Genomic DNA, 17,586 nt, shown 5'->3' on the forward strand with positions numbered 1-17,586 from the left:
CGATCACGGGCGCGATCCTCGAAGCGTTCACCGGTTCGCTCGACGGCGGCACCGAGCCGACGACGTAGATCGACAGACTTTCGAATCGCCTCACAGCCTCGGCTGTGGGGCGATTCGCGTTGGGTGGTCGAAGCGCCGGCGTCGCAGAAGCGTCCGGGGGACCGAATGATCCGCGGTGCGTGTCCGCCGGGCGGCCCGACGCGATACGGTCCATCTGACACGACCCATGCTCGCCCGAGGCCGATCGGGATTCGACGAGGAGGAATGCATGAACCAGCGACTGCGTAGAGGCGGCGCCGCGATCGCGGTCGCGCTGGGCATCGGGCTCACGCTGTCGGCCACCGGTACGACAGGCGTTGCGGCGGCGGCACCGAGTCTCGTGACCGCGGGTTCGCCCACCGAAAGGGTCACCGACATCGTCGTGCACTCCGATGCGATGAACAAAGACATCCCGCTGACGGTCATCAAACCCGCCGACGCGTCCAAGCCGCGTGGGGTTCTCTACCTGCTGAACGGCGCCGGCGGCGGCGAGGATGGTGCCAACTGGCTGGCGAAGACCGACATCGTCGAGTTCACAAAGAACAAGAACCTCTACGTCGTCATCCCCAATCAGGGCCAGTTCAGCTACTACACCGACTGGGAGAAGCCCGACCCCGAGCTCGGCGTCCACAAGTGGTCGACCTTCCTCGGCAAGGAATTGCCGCCCGTCTTCGACGCGCACTTCAACACCTCCGGACGCAACGCGATCGGCGGCATCTCCTCATCCGGTACGTCGGTGCTGAATCTCGCGATCGAGCATCCGGATCTGTACGAGGCCGTCGGCTCCTACAGCGGTTGCCCGACCACCGCGGACCCGTTCGGGCAGAACAGCATCCGTCTCGTGGTCGAGGTGCGTGGCGGCGGCGACGCCAGGAACATGTGGGGGCCGTACAACGGGCCCGGATGGCGCAAGCACGATCCCGTCATCAACGCCCACAAGCTGCGTGGCACCAAGCTCTACATCTCCAACGCGACCGGGCTGCCCGGTCCGTATGACAGCCCGGCGTACGTCAAGAAGCAGGACACCCTCGCCGACCAGATCGTGGTCGGTGGCGTCATCGAGGGCAGCACCATGGCCTGCACCCTGCAGCTGGTGAACCGCCTGCGGCAGTTGAACATCCCCGCGACGGTCGACCTGCCGTCCGTCGGCACCCATTCCTGGGGATACTGGCAGGACCAGCTTCACCGCTCCTGGTCGTTCTACGAACGCGCGCTTCGCTGACCCTTCGAGGCTCGCTTCGCTCGCACCTCAGGGGGCGAGGTTAGTTGAAGATCACCGTCTTTCGGCCGTGCACCAGGACCCGGTCCTCGAGGTGCCAGCGCAGTCCGCGGGACAGTACGAGCGTCTCGATGTCGCGTCCCTGACGCACCATGTCGGTCACCGAGTCGCTGTGATCGACACGGATCACGTCCTGTTCGATGATCGGACCCGCGTCGAGGTCTGCGGTGACGTAATGGCATGTCGCGCCGATCAGTTTGACGCCCCGGGCGAAAGCCTGGTGATACGGGCGGGCGCCGATGAAGCTCGGCAGGAAGCTGTGGTGGATGTTGATCGCGCGGCCGGCCCAGGCATCGCACAGCTGCGGCGGCAGGATCTGCATGAACCGGGCCAGGACCACCGCGTCCGGCTGGTAACCGTCGACGATCCGGGCGAGTTCGGCGAAGGCCTCCGCTTTTCGCTCTCCCCCGAACGGGACGTGATGGAACGGGATTTCGAAACGGGTCGCCAACTCCTCGAGTTGGGGATGATTGCCGACGACGGCCCTGATGGTCGCCGGCAACTCGCCTCGATGTGCACGTCCGAGAAGGTCGATGAGACAGTGGGTTTCCTTGCTTACCAGGAGAACCACGGACTTGGCCTCACGTGTGTCGGTGAGGCGCCACTCGGTCTCGGGGCCGAGCTCGGCGGCGACCTCCGCGGCGAAGCGTGCGCGTAGTTCCTCGGCACTGAACGAGACCGTGTCGGCACGGATGGCCTGGCGGGTGAAGAACCAGCCGGTGTCGGGGTCGGAGTGGTACCCGGCCTCGGTGATCCAGCCGCCGATCTCGGTCAGGAAGGTCGAGATCCGGGCGACGATGCCCGTGCGGTCGGGGCAGCCGAGCGTCAGCACGTAGCGGTGCTCGGTCTGGTCGGTGGGGGTCGTCTGTCCGCTCGTCACGACCCTCAGTGTGCCAAGCTCGTCGATGTGACGAACACGGACCTGCGGCGTAGCGACGTCGCCGCCATCATCGACCACACGCTTCTCAAGCCCGAGGCCACCCGCGCCGACGCGGAGGCCGCCGTTGCCGAGGCCGCCCGCCTGGGTGTGTTCGCGGTGTGCCTGTCGCCGTCGATGCTGCCGATCGACACGGGCTCCCAGCGGACCTGTGTGGTTGCCGGCTTCCCGTCGGGAAAGCACCACTCGCTGGTCAAGGCCGCCGAGGCGCGTCTCGCGGTGGACTCCGGGGCGGATGAGGTCGACATGGTGATCGATGTCGGCGCCGCGGTCGACGGCCGGTTCGACGAGGTCTTCGCCGATGTGCTGACCGTGCGTGAGGCGGTGGGGGATTCGACGCTGCTGAAGGTGATCATCGAGTCCGCGGTCCTGCTGCAGCTCGCCGGCCCGGACACGGTGACCGAGGTGTGCCGCCGTGCCGAGCGGGCGGGTGCGGGCATGGTGAAGACCTCGACCGGTTTCCACCCCGCCGGTGGGGCGAGCGTCGAGGCGGTCCGCCTCATGCGTGCCGCGGTCGGCGACCGTGTCGGGGTCAAGGCGAGCGGAGGCATCCGGACGGCGGAATTCGCCGCCGAGCTCATCGCCGCCGGCGCGACCCGGTTGGGCCTGTCCTCGTCCGCGACCGTGCTCGACGGCTTCCCGGAGTGATCGGCGCGGGGCGGGTCACGCGACTGGCGCGAGTTTCTGTTGCACGTCGGCCATCACCAGATCGGCGTTGATCGCCGCGCCGGCCGAGACCCCTTCACCCATCGCGACGGTCACCACCGCGTTGAGCGTGGTGTTGTTGCCGGCCGCCCAGACACCGGGAATCGCGGTCGCACCCATCGGGCCGGTCTCGACGACCGCGCCCATCGGGGTCTGCGCAAGCGTGCCGCCGAGCCGTTCGTAGAGATCTCCGCGCACCACGAACCTCGGTGCGACGACGACGGCGTCAGCGTCGAGGACGGTGCCGTCGGACAACTCGACACCGTCGAGGCGGGCGATCGCGTCACCGGTGTCCGTCACGTCGTCGCGGATCCGTAGGCGTTCGACGGCCGTGTCGATCACCGTGATCCCGGCCGCGCCGAGGTTCGCGCGCTCCTGCTCACCCAGCGCCTCGGCGCTGTGGGCGACGACGGTGACGGCGTCGCTGAGCTGTCCGAACAGGAGAGCCTGGTGGGCGGACATCGGGCTCGTCGCCAGCACCACGATTCGGGACCCGCGCACCTCGTAGCCGTGGCAGTAGGGGCAGTGGAGGGCATCGTGTCCCAACAGTTCGGCGACGCCGGGGATGTCGGGGAGTTCGTCGACGAGACCGGTCGCCAACAAGAGGCGTCGCGCCCGTACGGTGTCGCCCGACTCGAGGGCCAGGACGAACCGATCGCCGTCCCGGCGGGCGTCGACGACCGTGTCGGGGCGGATCTCGCCGCCGTACCCGCGGACCTCGGCACGTCCTCGCGCCAGGAGTTCGAGCGGCGGGATGCCCTCCTGGCCGAGAACGTTGTGGGCACCGTCGGCCGGGGCGTTGCGGGGTTCACCGCCGTCGATGACGACGACGGAACGCAGCGAACGGGCGAGTGTGGTCGCCGCGCTCAGTCCTGCGGATCCGCCGCCGATGATCGCGACGTCGTGATCAACAGTGGCGGAGCCGGTTTCGGTGGAGGTCGAGTCGGTGGTGGAGTTCATGAGTCCTCGCTCGGGTGTCGGTGGTCAGGTGCCGTAAGGGTGTTCAGGCGGCCGGCCTTGCGACCCACAACAGGCGTCCGGCTCTCAGCGTGAGGTCGGCGCGCTTGTGCAGAGATGCGGGGTCGGCGGGGGCGATGAGGCAATCGAGTGATGCCAGATCCGAGCCGGAGAGGTCGTCGGCCAGTCGATGCCGGAACTGGCTGAACCAGTGAACCGCGTACCGGGCGACGCTCTCGCTCGGCCCGGTACGTGCCACGTGGATCGTGTCCCGGTGCAGCACGTCGTAGCCCGCGGCGCCGAGGGTGTCGGTCCAGTCCACGATGGCCTCCCATCCGGCGCCGGAAGCGGCGGCGTGGCATCGGGCCTCGAGTGTGCCCAGCGCGGTGTCGGCGTCGGGAGCGAACCGGGGCAGGCCCGCCATCTCCACGATCGCGACGACGCCGTCCGGGGCCAGGGCGGCGGCCGCCTGACGCAACAGTGCGGCGGGGTCGGCGACGTGATGCAGCGACATGGCGGCCCAGATCACGTCCGGGGAGTCCAGCGGCGGAAGTCCGTCGTCGAGGTCGGCGACCAGGGTGGTGGTTCTCGACTCGAATCCGCCGGCGCGGGCCCGTTCGTCCACGCGGGCGATCATCTCCGGAGAGCTGTCGACCGCGACGACCTCCGCCCCGGCGAAGTCCCGGGCCAGAGCCTCGGTCCCGGTGCCGGTCCCGGCGCCGAGGTCGACGATCCGCTGCGGAGTCCGGCCGAGGGATCGGGTGATCGCCGCTGCCGCGTCGTCGAGGTAACCGCCGACGAGTTCGGCGTCGAGGTCGAGGGCCGACGCGAGATGTGCGTGCTCATGGGAATGGGTCATGGGATCGACGGTAGCGCGACCATGCGCTAGAGGCATACCATCTTGCCTATGACGCAAGAACTCGACGCGGTCGTCCGCCAGCGCATCCGTGGCCTGCGGCTGGCCAAGGGCTGGACCCTCGACGCCCTGGCTGCGCGGTGCTACCTCTCCCCGTCGACGCTGAGCCGTATCGAGACCGGACATCGGCGGGTCGCGCTGGACCAGCTGGTCCCGATCGCCCGAGCGCTGGGTACGACGCTGGATCAGCTCGTGGAGCCCGCCGACGACACGGACGTCGTGATCCGCCCGCAGCCGCACACAGTCGAGGGGATGACGATGTGGCTGCTCTCGCGCGAGAACAGCCCCCAGGGGGTGACCGTCGCGAAGATGCGCTTCGAACGTGAAGAACCGCTCGACGACCTGAGGGTTCACCCCGGTCGGGAATGGTTCACGGTGCTCTCGGGCACGGTGCGGCTTCGGCTCGGCGACCGCACGATCATCGTCCCGGAAGGTGATGCCGCGGAGTTCTCGACCATGATCCCGCACGCGATCTGTGCCCACGACGGTCCGGTGGAGGTGCTCTCGATCATGGATCACGCGGGCGAACGCGCCCACATGCCGTCCGTGGCAACGGTCGCCGAGGAGCCGGCCTGAGCCACGCGGCTCACCCGGTCGATCACGTGCGGTCGGTAGTGTTGAGCGCGTGATGACTTCTCAGGCCCCGGTGAACCGACGTGCTGTGCTCGCCGCGGCCGGGGTCGGAGTACTCGGGGTCGCGATCGCGGCGTGTACGGGTTCCGACGCCGGCTCGGGCGGCGACAAGCCGGCCGAACCCAAGGCCCGGCTGACCTTCACCCCGCCGCTCGACGGTGAGGCGCCCAGCCCGATCGCCGAGATCTCCGTGCAGGCCGCGGACGGCACGCTCAACCCCGATGTGAAGCTGACGAATCCGCGCGGGCGAGTGGTGAACGGCCGGCTGTCGGAGGACCGGACGAGCTACACCATCGCCGAGCCCCTGGGCTATGGCACCGAATACACCTGGAGCGGAACAGCTCTCGGAACCGACGGCAAGACCGTGCCGGTGGCGGGGAGCTTCACCACGCTCGAGCCGTCGAGTCAGCTGAACGTCGTGGTCAACATCGGCGACGGTCAGGAGGTCGGCATCGCGGCGCCGATCATCCTGAAGTTCAACGGGACCGTCGAGGACAAGGAAGAGGTGGAGCGGGCCCTCACCGTCACCACCACGCCGCCCACCGAGGGGTCGTGGGCCTGGCTCGGCGAGGACAACGGATCTCGCGTGCACTGGCGTCCCCGCGAGTACTGGGCCCCCGGCACCAAGGTGCACATGGACGCGAAGCTGTACGGCCTCGACCACGGCGGCGGCGCCTATGGAGCGGCCGACGTGACCAGTGATTTCTCGATCGGGCGCGCACAGGTGGTGCAGGCCGTGGAGTCCTCGCACCGCATCGTCGTGATCCGGGACGGCGCCGAACTGATGTCCCTGCCCTGCAGCTACGGCGGTGGCGACCTCGACCGCAACGTCACCCGGTCGGGGATCCATGTGGTCACCGAGAAGTACGACGAGTTCTTCATGAGCAACCCGGCGGCCGGCTACTTCAACATCCGGGAACGCTGGGCCGTGCGCATCTCCAACAACGGCGAGTTCATCCACGCCAACCCCGCGACGGTCAACGTCCAGGGCACGGCCAACGTCACCAACGGCTGCATCAACCTGTCCGAGGCCGACGCCGAGCGGTATTTCAACACCGCCGTCTACGGTGACCCCGTGGAGGTCTCGGGAACGCGCATCCAGTTGTCGGAGGCCGACGGTGACATCTACGACTGGATCTTCGACTGGGAGACGTGGCAGGGCATGTCGGCGATCAAGGGTGAGGTGACGGAGTCGTCGGTGCCGGCGACGCCGAGCGGCGCCCCGACCACCAACGTTCCCGCTCCGCGCTAGCTGTAATGACCAGGGACGTTGTGGACGGTGTGGCGCCAGTGAATAGGTGAGGACCTCCGGTATCGGTGTGGTTACCACAACACACGCCGCTACCAAGAGGTCCTCATGTCCCACGCTAATGCCTTACTGACCCCAAAGGGGCGTCTGAAACTCGCTTCGGTGATCATCGATGAGGGCTGGTCGATCCGCCGAGCCGCCGAACGGTTCCAGTGCTCGCCCACCACAGCCAAGAAATGGGCCGACCGCTATCGGGACGGCGGGCCCGCGGCGATGGCTGATCGATCCAGCCGACCCCACCGCAGCCCCAATCGGACCCCCACACGCTGCGAACGGCGAATCATCAACCTGCGCTTCACCCGCCGCTGGGGACCACACCGCATCGCCTACCACCTCCAACTGCCCTGCAGCACCGTCGGAGCGGTGTTACGCCGGTATCAGATGCCGCTGCTACGGCATCTCGACCACAACACGGGCCTGGTCGTCCGCCGGCCTCGACCACGCCGTTACGAGCATCCAGAGCCCGGCGACATGATCCACGTCGATATCAAGAAACTCGGCCGGATCCCCAACGGCGGCGGACACCGCAAACTCGGACGCACGATCGGTAACCGCAACAACAAGAAGAACGGTCGCGGCTACGCCTTCGTTCATCACGCCGTTGATGACCACACCCGACTGGCCTACTCCGAGATCCTCGGCGACGAACGTAAAGAGACCGCCGCCGGATTCTGGTCGCGTGCGAACGACCTACTTCAACAGTCACGGAGTCACCGTCAAACAGGTACTCACCGACAACGGATCCTGCTACCGCTCACACCTTTTCAAGCAAACCCTGGGTCCCGAGATCACGCACAAACGTACCCGTCCGTACCGACCACAAACCAATGGCAAAGTCGAACGATTCAACCGGACGCTGAACCAGGAATGGGCCTACGCCCAGACCTACCTGTCAGACGAGGCCCGCGCCCAGACCTACCAGGACTGGGTTCATCACTACAATCACCACAGACCCCACACAGGCATCGACGGCAAATCACCCATCGAGCGACTCGCCGTCCACAACCTCCCTGGGAAGAACAGCTAGCCCCCCGGAGCGAACGCTAGCCCGTCTTGATGTTGCGCCGCGCCGACGCCTGGTCACGCGGCTTGAGCACGATCTGGTCGAGGTTCACGTGCGGCGGGCGGGAAGCCACGAAGCCGATGACCTCGGCGACGTCCTCGGCGGTCAGCGGGGTGAGGCCCTCGTAGACGGCGTCGGCGCGTTCCTGATCGCCGGCGAATCGCACGAGCGAGAAGTCGGTCTCGACCATGCCCGGCGCGATCTCGGTGAGACGCACCGGCTTGCCGAGGAGTTCGCCGCGTAGGGTGCGGTGGGTGATCGCCTGAGCGTGTTTGGCCGAGGTGTAGCCGGCACCGTTGTCGTAGGCCTCCAGCGCGGCGACGGAGGTGATGGCGACGATCAGTCCGTCCCCGGACGCGATGAGCGCGGGGATGAGGGCCTTGGTGATCCGCAGGCTGCCCAGGACGTTGGTCTCCCACATCCAGCGCCAGTCGTCGAGGTTCGCGGTGGAAACCGGGTCGAGGCCCTTGGCGCCACCGGCGTTGTTCACGAGTACGTGCACGCGGTCGAGGTCCTCGACGAAGGCCGCCACCGAATCCTCGTCGGTGACGTCGAGCTGCTTGCCGGTGCCGCCGATCTCGGCGGCGAGTGCCTCGACGCGGTCGACGCGCCGCGCGCCGAGCACCACGTGGTAGCCCTGCTTCGCGAGTTGACGAGCGGTGGCGGCGCCGATCCCCGAACTCGCGCCGGTGACGACGGCGATCGGTCGCTCATCAGAGGTCTGTGCGGTGGCGTCGGTGCTGGTGTCAGGGCTCATGCGCCCACCTTACGACGCACTGCGACATCCCCGCCGACGCGTCGGTGTGCGCTCGCGCACTGCTACATTCGTCCCATGCGTGGGGGAGTGATCCCGGCGGCGCTGCAACTGACGTCCACTCCGGCGGCCGCGGTCTTGCATGCGATCCGGGTCAGCGGGCCGGTGACCCGGGATCAGCTCGCCGCGACGACGGGCCTGTCCGCGGCGACGATCAACCGCCAGGTCCATGCGCTGGCGGCACACGGCCTGATCGCCGAGCGACCCGATCTTGCGGGTCCGAAAACCATTGGCCGCCCGAAGAATCCGCTCACCATCGACCGGGACTCGCTGTGCGTCGCGGGGATGCACATCGGTGCCCGGCGCACCGTGCTGGTCATCGCCGATCTCGGTGGGCGCACGCTGCACAGTCATGTCGTACTCACCCCGTCCGGTGACCAGCAGGAGGCGATCGGGCAACTGTGCGCGCAGCTCGCCGAGCTCGCCGGCCGGTTCAGCGGACGACGTCTGCTGTGGGGCGGGGTGGCCGTCGGCGGCGCGGTCGACGTCGAGACGGGTGTGGTGGATCACCGTGTTCTCCGGTGGCATCAGCTCCCGGTGGGCGCAACCCTTGCGGCCCGCCTCGACACCCCGGTGTCGGTGTGTGAACACGTGGAGGCGATGGCCGCCGCGGAACTGTTGCTGGCCGGACCGCGGGACGGGTCCGGGACCGGCCTGTTCTTCTACGCCCGCGAGACCGCAGGTATGGCAATGACTCTCGAAGGCCGCGTACACATCCCTGAACGAGGCGCCGGGACCATTGCGCACCTACCCGTGTCCGCGCCGGTGCTGGCTCCCGGACTCACCCGCGTCCGGCTGCAGAACGTCATCGGTGACGACGCGGCGCTGGCCGCCGCGCAGCGCCTCGGCATCGATCCGGATTCGTCCCGCATCGTCGACGAACGCGCGCGGGTCCTCGGGGAGGCGGTCGCGTTGATCCGTGACGTGATCAACCCGGACACGATCGTCGTCGCCGGTGACGCGTTCTCGGCGCACCCGCGGGGCCTCGCGCCGGTACAGGCGGCCTTCGACGAGGCATCGACCATCGAGTGGTCGCTGGAGATCGCGCCGTCGAGATTCGGTGTGCACGTTCAGGAGAGCGCCGCGGTCGTGGTGGCGCTGAGTGTCATCTACGCCGATCCGATCGCCGCCGTCGCCACACTCTGAACCGCCGTCGGTTCGCGGACACCGACCGCCACGTGTGCCGAGCCGGGGGTGATCACCTACGGTGGGGGGCATGACCCTGCCCCGCGATGTGTCCGCCCGGCTCGAGGTGCGCATCGACGACCCGACCGAACTCGAGATGCAGATCACGGTCGCGAAGCTGCCCGGCCTGCAGTTGCAGGAGGAACTCAAGATCGAGCTGGACGGCGAGGCCGTCGCCGCGGAGGAGCTCGTCGCCGACCACGGGTCGCGGATCCACCGGATGCAGCTCGACCGCGGACTGCTGACGATCGACTACACCGCCGAGATCCTCACTCCCGCGGACCCGCTCCCGGTGGAGAGCACCGACCGGTCGCGGTACCTGCGGCCCAGTCGGTATGCGGAGTGCGACAAGTTCTTCGGGTTCGTCGCCGGGCAGTTCGACCTGTCGCTGCCCGAGGGGGAACTCCTGGATCAGGTGGTGACCTTCGTCCAGAAACGGCTCAGCTACATTCCCGGGACGAGCGACCCCATCGACGGTGCCGTCGACACCCTGCTCGCCGGGGCCGGGGTGTGCCGGGACTACGCACACCTTGTCGTCGCACTCCTCAGAGCGCTGAACATCCCGGCCCGGCTCGTCGCCGTGTACGCGCCGGGATGCTCCCCGATGGATTTCCACGCCGTCGCGGAGGCGATCATCGACGGTCGATGGGTGGTCGTCGACGCCACGCGGCTCGCCCCCCGGCAGTCGTTCGTCCGCATCGCCACCGGACGCGACGCCGCGGACACCGCCTTCCTCGACAACCACCGCGGCACGATCACCCTCAACTCCTATGCGGTGACCGCCACGGTCCGCGGTGAGCTGCCCTACGACGACGCGACGACCCGCATCACCATCGGCTGAACCGGATCAAGCGCCGAGAACGCCTCGCCGCGCGGTGGCCACGTGATCGAGAACGGCGGCGACGTCGTCGGTGTCCCCGATCCGGAATCCGGCGGCCGTATCCCCGTCGCCGACCTTGATACCGATGTCACCGGCGTCGGGACGCAGGTGCGCGAACGCCTTCTCATCGGTCACGTCGTCGCCCAGGTAGATGACGACGTCGCAGTCGAGACGCTCCCGCAGGGTGTCGAGTGCATGTCCCTTGCTGGTTTCGATGACCGCGAGTTCGAGCACGCTCTTGCCCTCGGTGGGATGTACGCCGTCCCAGGCGCCGGGGCCGGATCGTGCGCATTCGAGTGCAGTCACGGCGTCATCCGGGTCCGCGTTGCGGACGTGCAGCACGGTGCTCGCGGGTTTGGTCTCGACCGTCGAGCCGGGGAATCGTGCTGCGATGCCGCGCAATTCGTCGATGAGCCGGACGAGCAGTGCGCGTGCCTCGTCGGTCACCTCGACCGCGAAACCGGTGTCGAACTCGCTGCCGTGACTCCCGACCAGCGTCACCGGTGCCGACAGGCCGGACAGCGCTGCGAGGACGGCGAGCTCACGACCGGAGATGACCGCGACCTCGGTGTCGGCGAGCGCAGCGGCCGCCTCCAGGGCGATGACCGACGCGGGATCGGGTACCGCGTCCTCCGGACGCGACACGATCGGCGACACGCATCCGTCGTAGTCGGAAGCGACGAGCAGCCGCCGTGCGCGCGCCGCCTCCTCGAGGGCCTCGCGTAGCGCCGCGGGAATCCCGGTGTCGCTCATACGTTGTCGACGACCCCGTCCGACGCCTCGGCGGCCTCGGCGTCCGAGTCCACCAGGTGTACACCGCGGTTCGGTTCCAGTTCGGTCTCCGAGTTCTCGCCGAGAGTACCCAGGAAGCTGCGGGCCCATTTGTCGACGTCGTGGGCGAGTACCTGTCGGCGCAGCGCCCGCATGCGGCGTCGTCCCTCGTGTTCGCTCTGGTTCACCGCTGCCTCGATGGCGTCCTTCACTCCGTCGAGGTCATACGGGTTGGCCTGGTACGCCGACCGCAATTCGGCTGCGGCACCGGTGAACTCGCTGAGCACCAGGGCGCCGCCGAGGTCACTGCGGCAGGCCACGTACTCCTTGGCCACGAGGTTCATGCCGTCGCGCAGGGGTGTCACCAGCATTACATCGGCGGCCACGAAGAAGGCGATGAGCTCATCGCGCGGCACCGGTCGGTGGAGATACTGGACGACCGGCCGGCTCACCGTGCTGCTGTGGTTGCCGTTGATGTTGCCGACCAGTTGCTCGATTCCCGCGCGCATCCGCTTGTAGCTCTCGACGCGTTCCCGACTGGGGGTGGCGAGCTGGATCATCACCGTTTCGGACGGGTCGAGCCGTTCCTCGTCCAGCAACTCCGAGATCGCCTTGAGGCGGACGTCGATGCCCTTGGTGTAGTCGAGTCGGTCGACGCCGAGCATGATCGTTCTGGGGTTGCCCAGTTCCTTGCGGATCTCGGCGGCCCGATCACGGATCTTCTTGGTCTTCGCCAGTGCGGCGAGTTCGCCGGAGTCGATCGAGATCGGGAACGCACCCACGCGCACGGTGCGGAAGCCGGCCTGGACGACGCCGAAGCGCGACCGGACACCGACGGTGCCCTTGCTGGTGGCCTGGCCGGCCAGCCGGCGCGCGAGGAAGAGGAAGTTCTGAGCTCCACCGGGCAGGTGGAAACCGATCAGGTCGGCGCCCAGGAGGCCCTCGACGATCTCGGTGCGCCACGGCATCTGCATGAACAGTTCCACCGGCGGGAACGGGATGTGTAGGAAGAAGCCGATCTTCACGTCGGGCCGCAGCATGCGCAGCATCTTCGGGACGAGCTGCAGCTGATAGTCCTGCACCCACACGACCGCACCCTCGCCGGCCGCCTTCGACGCGGCCTCGGCGAACCGCCGGTTGACCTCGACATAGGTGTTCCACCACTCGCGGTGGTACTCGGGTTTGACGATGACGTCGTGGTAGAGCGGCCACAGTGCGCCGTTGGAGAAGCCCTCGTAGTACTCGGCGATCTCCCGGGTGGACAGCGGCACCGCGTGGATGTCGATGCCCTCGATGTCCGGGGGATTGTCGTCGGAATCGGGGATACCCGACCATCCGACCCACGCACCGGTGTTGGCTCGCAGAATCGGTTCGAGAGCGGTCACCAGGCCGCCGGGACTCCGCTTCCAGTTGACCGTGCCGTCGGGCAGGACCTCCTTGTCGACGGGCAGACGGTTGGCGACGACGACGAACTCTGCGCCGTCGTGCGGAGCAACCCGGTTGGGCCCCTCCCCGTACTCGCGGTCTCGGGCGGCGTCGTGCCCGGTTCCAGCCGGTCGCGGCGTCACCTGATCAGGCGTTCTCGCCCGGCGCGATCCCCAGCATGGCGAGCAGCATCCGGCATTCGTCGGCGTCGGTGGCGTAGGCGGCCACGACGCGACGCGCCGAATTGGCGGTCTCGTCGGCTACCGGTTCCAGTTCTTCGTCGGCGATGTCGGTGGTCTTCGCGGGCATGTGAGTCCCCTCGTAGTGCGTGCGGTGTCGCGGTGTGGCCTGGGGCCGTACGGGCTGGAGCGGCCGATGGGCGGCGCGCCCGATTCGCCATTCTACCCGGGGGATGAGGGTGCTCAGAACCGCCGCGGTGGTGGGGGCCACCGTCGGTTCTGGCGGATCGCCCGGCCCTCGCGGGCCTCGCGCTGGGCGAGGAGGCGACGCCGCAGGCTCCAGTCGGGCCGCGGGGGCAGCTGTGGCCGGCGCAGCGACCGGGCGACGAACTCACCGAGGGTGACGCCCGCGGCGAGGGCGCATCCGATGGCGAGGGCGCTCGCGATCCAGGTGAAACCGCTGAGCGTCTGTTCGCCGAGGATGCCGTACAGGCCGCGGTAGACCGCCAGACCCGGCAGGAGCGGGGTGATGCCGGCGACCGCGACGACCAGCGGCGGCGTCAGTGCGCGGCGGGCCATCAGGCCACCGACGAGTCCGACGAATGCAGCGGCGAGACCGTTGGCGATCACCTCGCCGATCGAGGTGAGGGTCGCCGACGCCGCGACCGCGGTACCGATGAGGCCGCCGAGGAAGGCGACCCCGAGCGCGCGTGTCTCGGCATAGCTGGCCAGTGCGTAGGCGCAGGCCGCGAAGGCGCCCGCAGCCACCCGGATCGGCAGTTCCACCGCTTCGAAGCTCGTGGTCGTGGTGATCGTCGGCAGGAAGATGCCGCCCGCCTCGAGCAGCCGGATGGCCACACCGACACCGGCGATGATGCCGCCGGTCATGAGGAGGAGTTCGAAGAACCGGGCGACGCCGGTGATCGGGGCGCCGGTGATGGCGTCCTGCACCGAACCGACGAGCGACAGTCCCGAGAGCAGGACGACGATGCCGGCGGCGATGACCTGTGACGGTGCTATCTCCACACCGAGCCGGTCGGCCGCGCCGAAGACGAGGGCCGCCGGGACCACGGCGATGAATCCGCCGACGAGCTGCTGAAAGAAGACGGGCGTACCGATCCGGTTGAGGTTCCGGTTGACCACCACTATCGCGACCGTGGTGAGGAACGCCAGGGCGGCGACCAGATACTGGCCGCCGAGCAGGACGGAGATCCCCGAAGCCATCGCGCCCCACGCGACCGTCGCGACCCAGTGCGGGTACGGATGTGGAGCGGTGATGATCTCGTCGACCATCCGGTGCGCGGTCGACGGGGTGATGCCGGAGTCGCGGATGCGCCGGACGAGCCGGTCCACCTGGGCGAGCCGGGTGAAGTCCATCGAGCGGTAGTAGACCTGCTCCATCGTGGTGATCGGCGGGAGGGTGGCGCCTCGCCGGGCGCTGACGACGATCGTGTTGTAGGTGACGTCGACGTCGACGTCATCGAGGCCGTAAACGCCTGCGACGAACTTGATCTGGGTCTGGGTGTCGATCGCGCCGGTGCCCGAGTCGAGCAGGACGGCGCCGATCTTGGTGGCGAGGTCGAGCACCTCGGTGATCGCCGCGACGTCGAACGGTTCGATAGGTTTGCGCGGCGACACCATGATGCTGCCGGGTTCGATCGTGTCGATCGTCGCCTGCCGGGTACCGGTGAGTCGACGAAGCGCGCGGCCGAGCTGTTCGCGCACGCATGCCTCCTTGGATCGGTCGAACGTTCGCGGTCGGTGGGGAGTCGTCGATCGTCGCCGACTGCCGCTTCGATCTTGACACCGAATCGATCTCGTCTGCGAACCACCGGGACACGGCGGAACTCACGCAGGGCCGCGAGCCCGCCGCGGCACTCTAGGATCGTGGCATGTCCTCAGTGCAGATCAACGGTCCCCGTGACGGTCACACCCGAAGTGCGACAGTGGCCCCCGGCAGTCTCGTCTTCACCGCGGGTGCCGCACCCATCGACGAGGACGGCGCCACCGTCGCCCCGGGCAACGTCAGCGAACAGGCCCGGAGGTGCATGGCGAACCTGGAGACGGCACTCGCCGAGGCGGGTGCGTCGCTGGCCGACGTGGCCAAGGTCACCGTCTTCGTCGCCGAACACCTACAAGCCGACCTGGTGGTCGCGTGGGATGCGGTGACCGCGGCCTTCGGTGACCACAAGCCGGCCGGCAGCCTGCTGGGTGTCTCGGTACTGGCCTACGACGACCAGTTGGTGGAGATCGAGGCGGTCGCCGCGATCCCGGCCTGACCGGGTCCGCTGGGTCGGGCGCGGGCGCGGTGGATATACTCGCGCACGCACGCCTCCTTAGCTCAGTGGTAGAGCACTCGCCTTGTAAGCGAGCGGTCGTCAGTTCAATCCTGACAGGGGGCTCCACGAGGTGGCGGGCTCGAACGCCCGCCACCTCTCGTGTCACCAGATGACGGCGAGACCGGCTGCGAGCAGCGACAACGCGCCCACGGTCCAGAACAGTGCACGCGGCACCGGTTCACCGGTGCGCTTCTGTCGCGCGCTGCCGATGCCGAGGATCGCACCGAGGGCGACGAGGATGACCAGCTTGATGCCGATCTTCGGGTAGTTCAGGTCGATCCCGGCGGGCCACGGCGCGGCGAGCGCGAGTCCGGTGATGAACGACAGCAGCACGCCGTAGTCCATGACGCGGGTGAACCGGAACTCGCGGGTGACCGCCTGCGAGACCCAGGTTCCGAAGGTCACCGCGAAGCCGACGATGTGCAGCAGAATTACGACGTTGCGTAGTACATCCATGGTCTGCACTTTACCCAGCCGAGGTGCGCGTTCCGGCCACCCGTGGTTCCTCTTGCAGGGCACGATGTACAGATGGAGCACGACGAACCCGGTATCTCCGCCGTAGCCGAGACGACGTCGGCGTCGCCGGCCGCGGATCCGCTTGCTCGTACCGCGCTGGGTACCTACCGCGGGGTCGCCACCGACCGCGCCGATGTCTGGCGCGGTATCCGATATGCGCGGCCGCCTCTGGACGACCTGCGATGGCGTCGTGCCCGGCCGCTGATCCCCGACGGCGACGCCGACACCGTCATCGACGCCCAGATGTTCGGCGCCGTGTGCCCGCAGGAACTCAACCCGGCCGTCCGGCTCGGACCGGACGTCGTGATGGACGAGGACTGTCTGTTCCTCAACGTGTGGACACCACCGGGGGCGTCGGAGCATGCGCACGACGCCGTCGCACTGCCGGTCATGGTCTGGCTGCACGGCGGAGCGTACGTGCTGGGTTCCGGCAGCCAGCCGTACTACGACGGCGCGGCGCTCGCCGCCACCGGCGACGTGGTGATCGTGACCCTGAACTACCGGCTCGGCGTGCTCGGGTTCGCCGACCTGTCGTCGATCGATCCCCGCTTCGAGTCGAACGTCGGCCTCAGCGACGTCCTCACGGCGCTGGCCTGGGTGCGCGACCACATCTCTGCCTTCGGCGGCGATCCGGACAAGGTGACCCTGTTCGGTGAGTCGGCGGGCGCCGGGCTCGTCACCGCGCTGTTGACGATGCCCGCGGCGGAGGGACTGTTCGGCCGCGCGATCGCACAGAGTTCGCCGGTGACGTCGATGTACGGCGCCGACCGGGCCGCCCGCGTCGCGCAGATGCTGCTCGAGACCGTCGGTGTCGAGGACCCGGGCGACACGGCGGGGGTGGTGGAACGTCTCGAATCCCTCGACGGCGCAAGGTGTTCGACGCTGACCACGGAACTGTTCGCCAAGGTTCCCACCGAATCGCCCGGCACCATCGCCTTCGCCCCGGTGGTCGACGGCGACCTGCTGCCCGAATATCCCCTCGACGTCTACCGTGACGGTCGGGCGCTGCCCGTCCCGCTGATCATCGGGACCAACCGCGACGAGGCGAACCTCTTCAAATACATGAAGTCGCCGCTCATGCCGATCACGACCGAGGAGATCGAGCGGATGTTCGCCGGCATGCGCGAGGAATACCCCGAGGTGGTGTTGCCCGAACGCGCACAAGTGCTTTCGGCGTACTCGGGTCTGCGCCCCAAGGTCACCGGTCTCGGGGTGGCGCGCGACGTCGCGTTCCGCATGCCCACGCTGTGGCTCGCGGATGTCCATGCACATCGGGCGCCCGTCTACGTCTACCGATATGACTGGACCACCAGGATGTTCCGGTTGTTGGGTCTCGGCGCCGCCCATGCCACCGAGGTGCCCTACGTATGGGGGAATCTCGGTTCGGGTCCGCGGGACATCACGTTCCTGCTCGGCGGACGCAGACACGGAGAAGCCGTGTCGGAGAGACTCATGCGCCGGTGGACGTCGTTCGCGCACGGTCGCGCACCCGACGCCGGCCCGCTCGGCGACGACTGGCCGATCTACGACACCGGTCGTCGACCCGTGTTGCGCATCGACGCCGAGGACCGGGTGATCCAGAATCTCGACGGCGACCTGTGGGAGGCGTGGGGCGAGGAAGTGCTCGGCTTCCGCTGAC

At 68.3% G+C, this 17,586-nt stretch carries 17 protein-coding genes, 1 tRNA gene and 1 pseudogene; 10 read left to right on the forward strand and 9 right to left on the reverse strand.

All coding sequences use genetic code 11. From position 1 onward, the window contains the following. The first annotated feature begins 268 nt into the window (after positions 1-268). On the forward strand, positions 269-1,261 hold the full coding sequence (locus IHQ52_RS06265) for an alpha/beta hydrolase (RefSeq protein ID WP_006438726.1): 993 nt from the start codon (positions 269-271) through the stop codon (positions 1,259-1,261). Positions 1,262-1,301: 40 nt separating this feature from the next. Here IHQ52_RS06265 and purU read toward each other — a convergent pair whose 3' ends face one another. Next, complete coding sequence (gene purU / locus IHQ52_RS06270; RefSeq protein WP_006438725.1) at positions 1,302-2,198, reverse strand: formyltetrahydrofolate deformylase; 897 nt, start codon at positions 2,196-2,198, stop codon at positions 1,302-1,304. A gap of 27 nt (positions 2,199-2,225) precedes the next feature. Here purU and deoC point away from each other — a divergent pair, with 27 nt between their 5' ends. Then, a complete protein-coding gene (gene deoC, locus IHQ52_RS06275) occupies positions 2,226-2,903 on the forward strand; it encodes a deoxyribose-phosphate aldolase (RefSeq protein WP_174324766.1) in 678 nt (225 codons plus the stop codon). Between the two features lie 15 nt (positions 2,904-2,918). Here the strand turns inward: deoC and IHQ52_RS06280 are convergent, their stop codons facing one another. Further along, complete coding sequence (locus tag IHQ52_RS06280) at positions 2,919-3,920, reverse strand: NAD(P)/FAD-dependent oxidoreductase (RefSeq protein ID WP_006438723.1); 1,002 nt, start codon at positions 3,918-3,920, stop codon at positions 2,919-2,921. Positions 3,921-3,963: 43 nt separating this feature from the next. Beyond that, a complete protein-coding gene (locus tag IHQ52_RS06285) occupies positions 3,964-4,776 on the reverse strand; it encodes a class I SAM-dependent methyltransferase (protein ID WP_006438722.1) in 813 nt (270 codons plus the stop codon). Between the two features lie 48 nt (positions 4,777-4,824). Between IHQ52_RS06285 and IHQ52_RS06290 the strand changes: the two genes are divergently transcribed. The 3 genes and pseudogenes from IHQ52_RS06290 to IHQ52_RS06300 all read left to right on the forward strand — a co-directional run bounded on the left by IHQ52_RS06290 (position 4,825) and on the right by IHQ52_RS06300 (position 7,802). Next, positions 4,825-5,409, forward strand: a complete 585-nt coding sequence (locus tag IHQ52_RS06290) for a helix-turn-helix domain-containing protein (protein ID WP_006438721.1) — start codon at positions 4,825-4,827, stop codon at positions 5,407-5,409. A 52-nt stretch (positions 5,410-5,461) separates the two neighbouring features. Next, positions 5,462-6,718: a L,D-transpeptidase gene (locus IHQ52_RS06295; protein WP_040005093.1), complete on the forward strand. Its 1,257-nt coding sequence runs from the start codon at positions 5,462-5,464 to the stop codon at positions 6,716-6,718. A 105-nt stretch (positions 6,719-6,823) separates the two neighbouring features. Further along, a pseudogene (locus IHQ52_RS06300) lies at positions 6,824-7,802 on the forward strand (IS481 family transposase). Between the two features lie 16 nt (positions 7,803-7,818). Here the strand turns inward: IHQ52_RS06300 and IHQ52_RS06305 are convergent. Continuing rightward, positions 7,819-8,595 (reverse strand): SDR family NAD(P)-dependent oxidoreductase, encoded by a 777-nt coding sequence (locus tag IHQ52_RS06305; RefSeq protein WP_096273016.1) that lies wholly within the window; start codon positions 8,593-8,595, stop codon positions 7,819-7,821. A 75-nt stretch (positions 8,596-8,670) separates the two neighbouring features. Here IHQ52_RS06305 and IHQ52_RS06310 point away from each other — a divergent pair, with 75 nt between their 5' ends. After that, the gene (locus tag IHQ52_RS06310) at positions 8,671-9,798 is read left to right on the forward strand and encodes an ROK family transcriptional regulator (RefSeq protein ID WP_006435850.1); all 1,128 of its coding nucleotides are present in this window, start codon (positions 8,671-8,673) and stop codon (positions 9,796-9,798) included. A gap of 70 nt (positions 9,799-9,868) precedes the next feature. Continuing rightward, a complete protein-coding gene (locus IHQ52_RS06315; protein WP_096273018.1) occupies positions 9,869-10,678 on the forward strand; it encodes a transglutaminase-like domain-containing protein in 810 nt (269 codons plus the stop codon). Between the two features lie 6 nt (positions 10,679-10,684). Here IHQ52_RS06315 and otsB read toward each other — a convergent pair whose 3' ends face one another. The 4 genes from otsB to IHQ52_RS06335 all read right to left on the reverse strand — a co-directional run bounded on the left by otsB (position 10,685) and on the right by IHQ52_RS06335 (position 14,817). Continuing rightward, the gene (otsB, locus tag IHQ52_RS06320) at positions 10,685-11,470 is read right to left on the reverse strand and encodes a trehalose-phosphatase (RefSeq protein WP_096273020.1); all 786 of its coding nucleotides are present in this window, start codon (positions 11,468-11,470) and stop codon (positions 10,685-10,687) included. Beyond that, complete coding sequence (locus tag IHQ52_RS06325) at positions 11,467-13,056, reverse strand: alpha,alpha-trehalose-phosphate synthase (UDP-forming) (RefSeq protein ID WP_006435847.1); 1,590 nt, start codon at positions 13,054-13,056, stop codon at positions 11,467-11,469. The genes otsB and IHQ52_RS06325 overlap by 4 nt, the downstream gene beginning before the upstream one ends. A 4-nt stretch (positions 13,057-13,060) precedes the next feature. Further along, positions 13,061-13,222, reverse strand: coding sequence for a hypothetical protein (locus IHQ52_RS06330; protein WP_005200235.1), 162 nt, complete (start codon positions 13,220-13,222; stop codon positions 13,061-13,063). 113 nt (positions 13,223-13,335) lie between these two features. Further along, positions 13,336-14,817, reverse strand: a complete 1,482-nt coding sequence (locus IHQ52_RS06335; protein ID WP_024500192.1) for a threonine/serine exporter family protein — start codon at positions 14,815-14,817, stop codon at positions 13,336-13,338. Positions 14,818-14,984: 167 nt separating this feature from the next. Here IHQ52_RS06335 and IHQ52_RS06340 point away from each other — a divergent pair, with 167 nt between their 5' ends. Beyond that, positions 14,985-15,371 carry a RidA family protein gene (locus tag IHQ52_RS06340; protein WP_024500191.1) on the forward strand — a complete coding sequence of 129 codons (387 nt, stop codon included), beginning with the start codon at positions 14,985-14,987 and terminating at the stop codon, positions 15,369-15,371. A gap of 51 nt (positions 15,372-15,422) precedes the next feature. Further along, positions 15,423-15,497, forward strand: a tRNA-Thr gene (locus IHQ52_RS06345). A gap of 36 nt (positions 15,498-15,533) precedes the next feature. On the opposite strand, the gene IHQ52_RS06350 is transcribed toward IHQ52_RS06345, so the two are convergent. After that, positions 15,534-15,887 carry a hypothetical protein gene (locus IHQ52_RS06350; RefSeq protein ID WP_006435843.1) on the reverse strand — a complete coding sequence of 118 codons (354 nt, stop codon included), beginning with the start codon at positions 15,885-15,887 and terminating at the stop codon, positions 15,534-15,536. A 72-nt stretch (positions 15,888-15,959) separates the two neighbouring features. Between IHQ52_RS06350 and IHQ52_RS06355 the strand changes: the two genes are divergently transcribed. Beyond that, complete coding sequence (locus IHQ52_RS06355) at positions 15,960-17,585, forward strand: carboxylesterase/lipase family protein (RefSeq protein ID WP_096273022.1); 1,626 nt, start codon at positions 15,960-15,962, stop codon at positions 17,583-17,585. Position 17,586: the final 1 nt, after the last annotated feature.

It is taken from the genome of Gordonia amicalis, from assembly GCF_022059885.1.
GTDB lineage: Bacteria > Actinomycetota > Actinomycetes > Mycobacteriales > Mycobacteriaceae > Gordonia > Gordonia amicalis.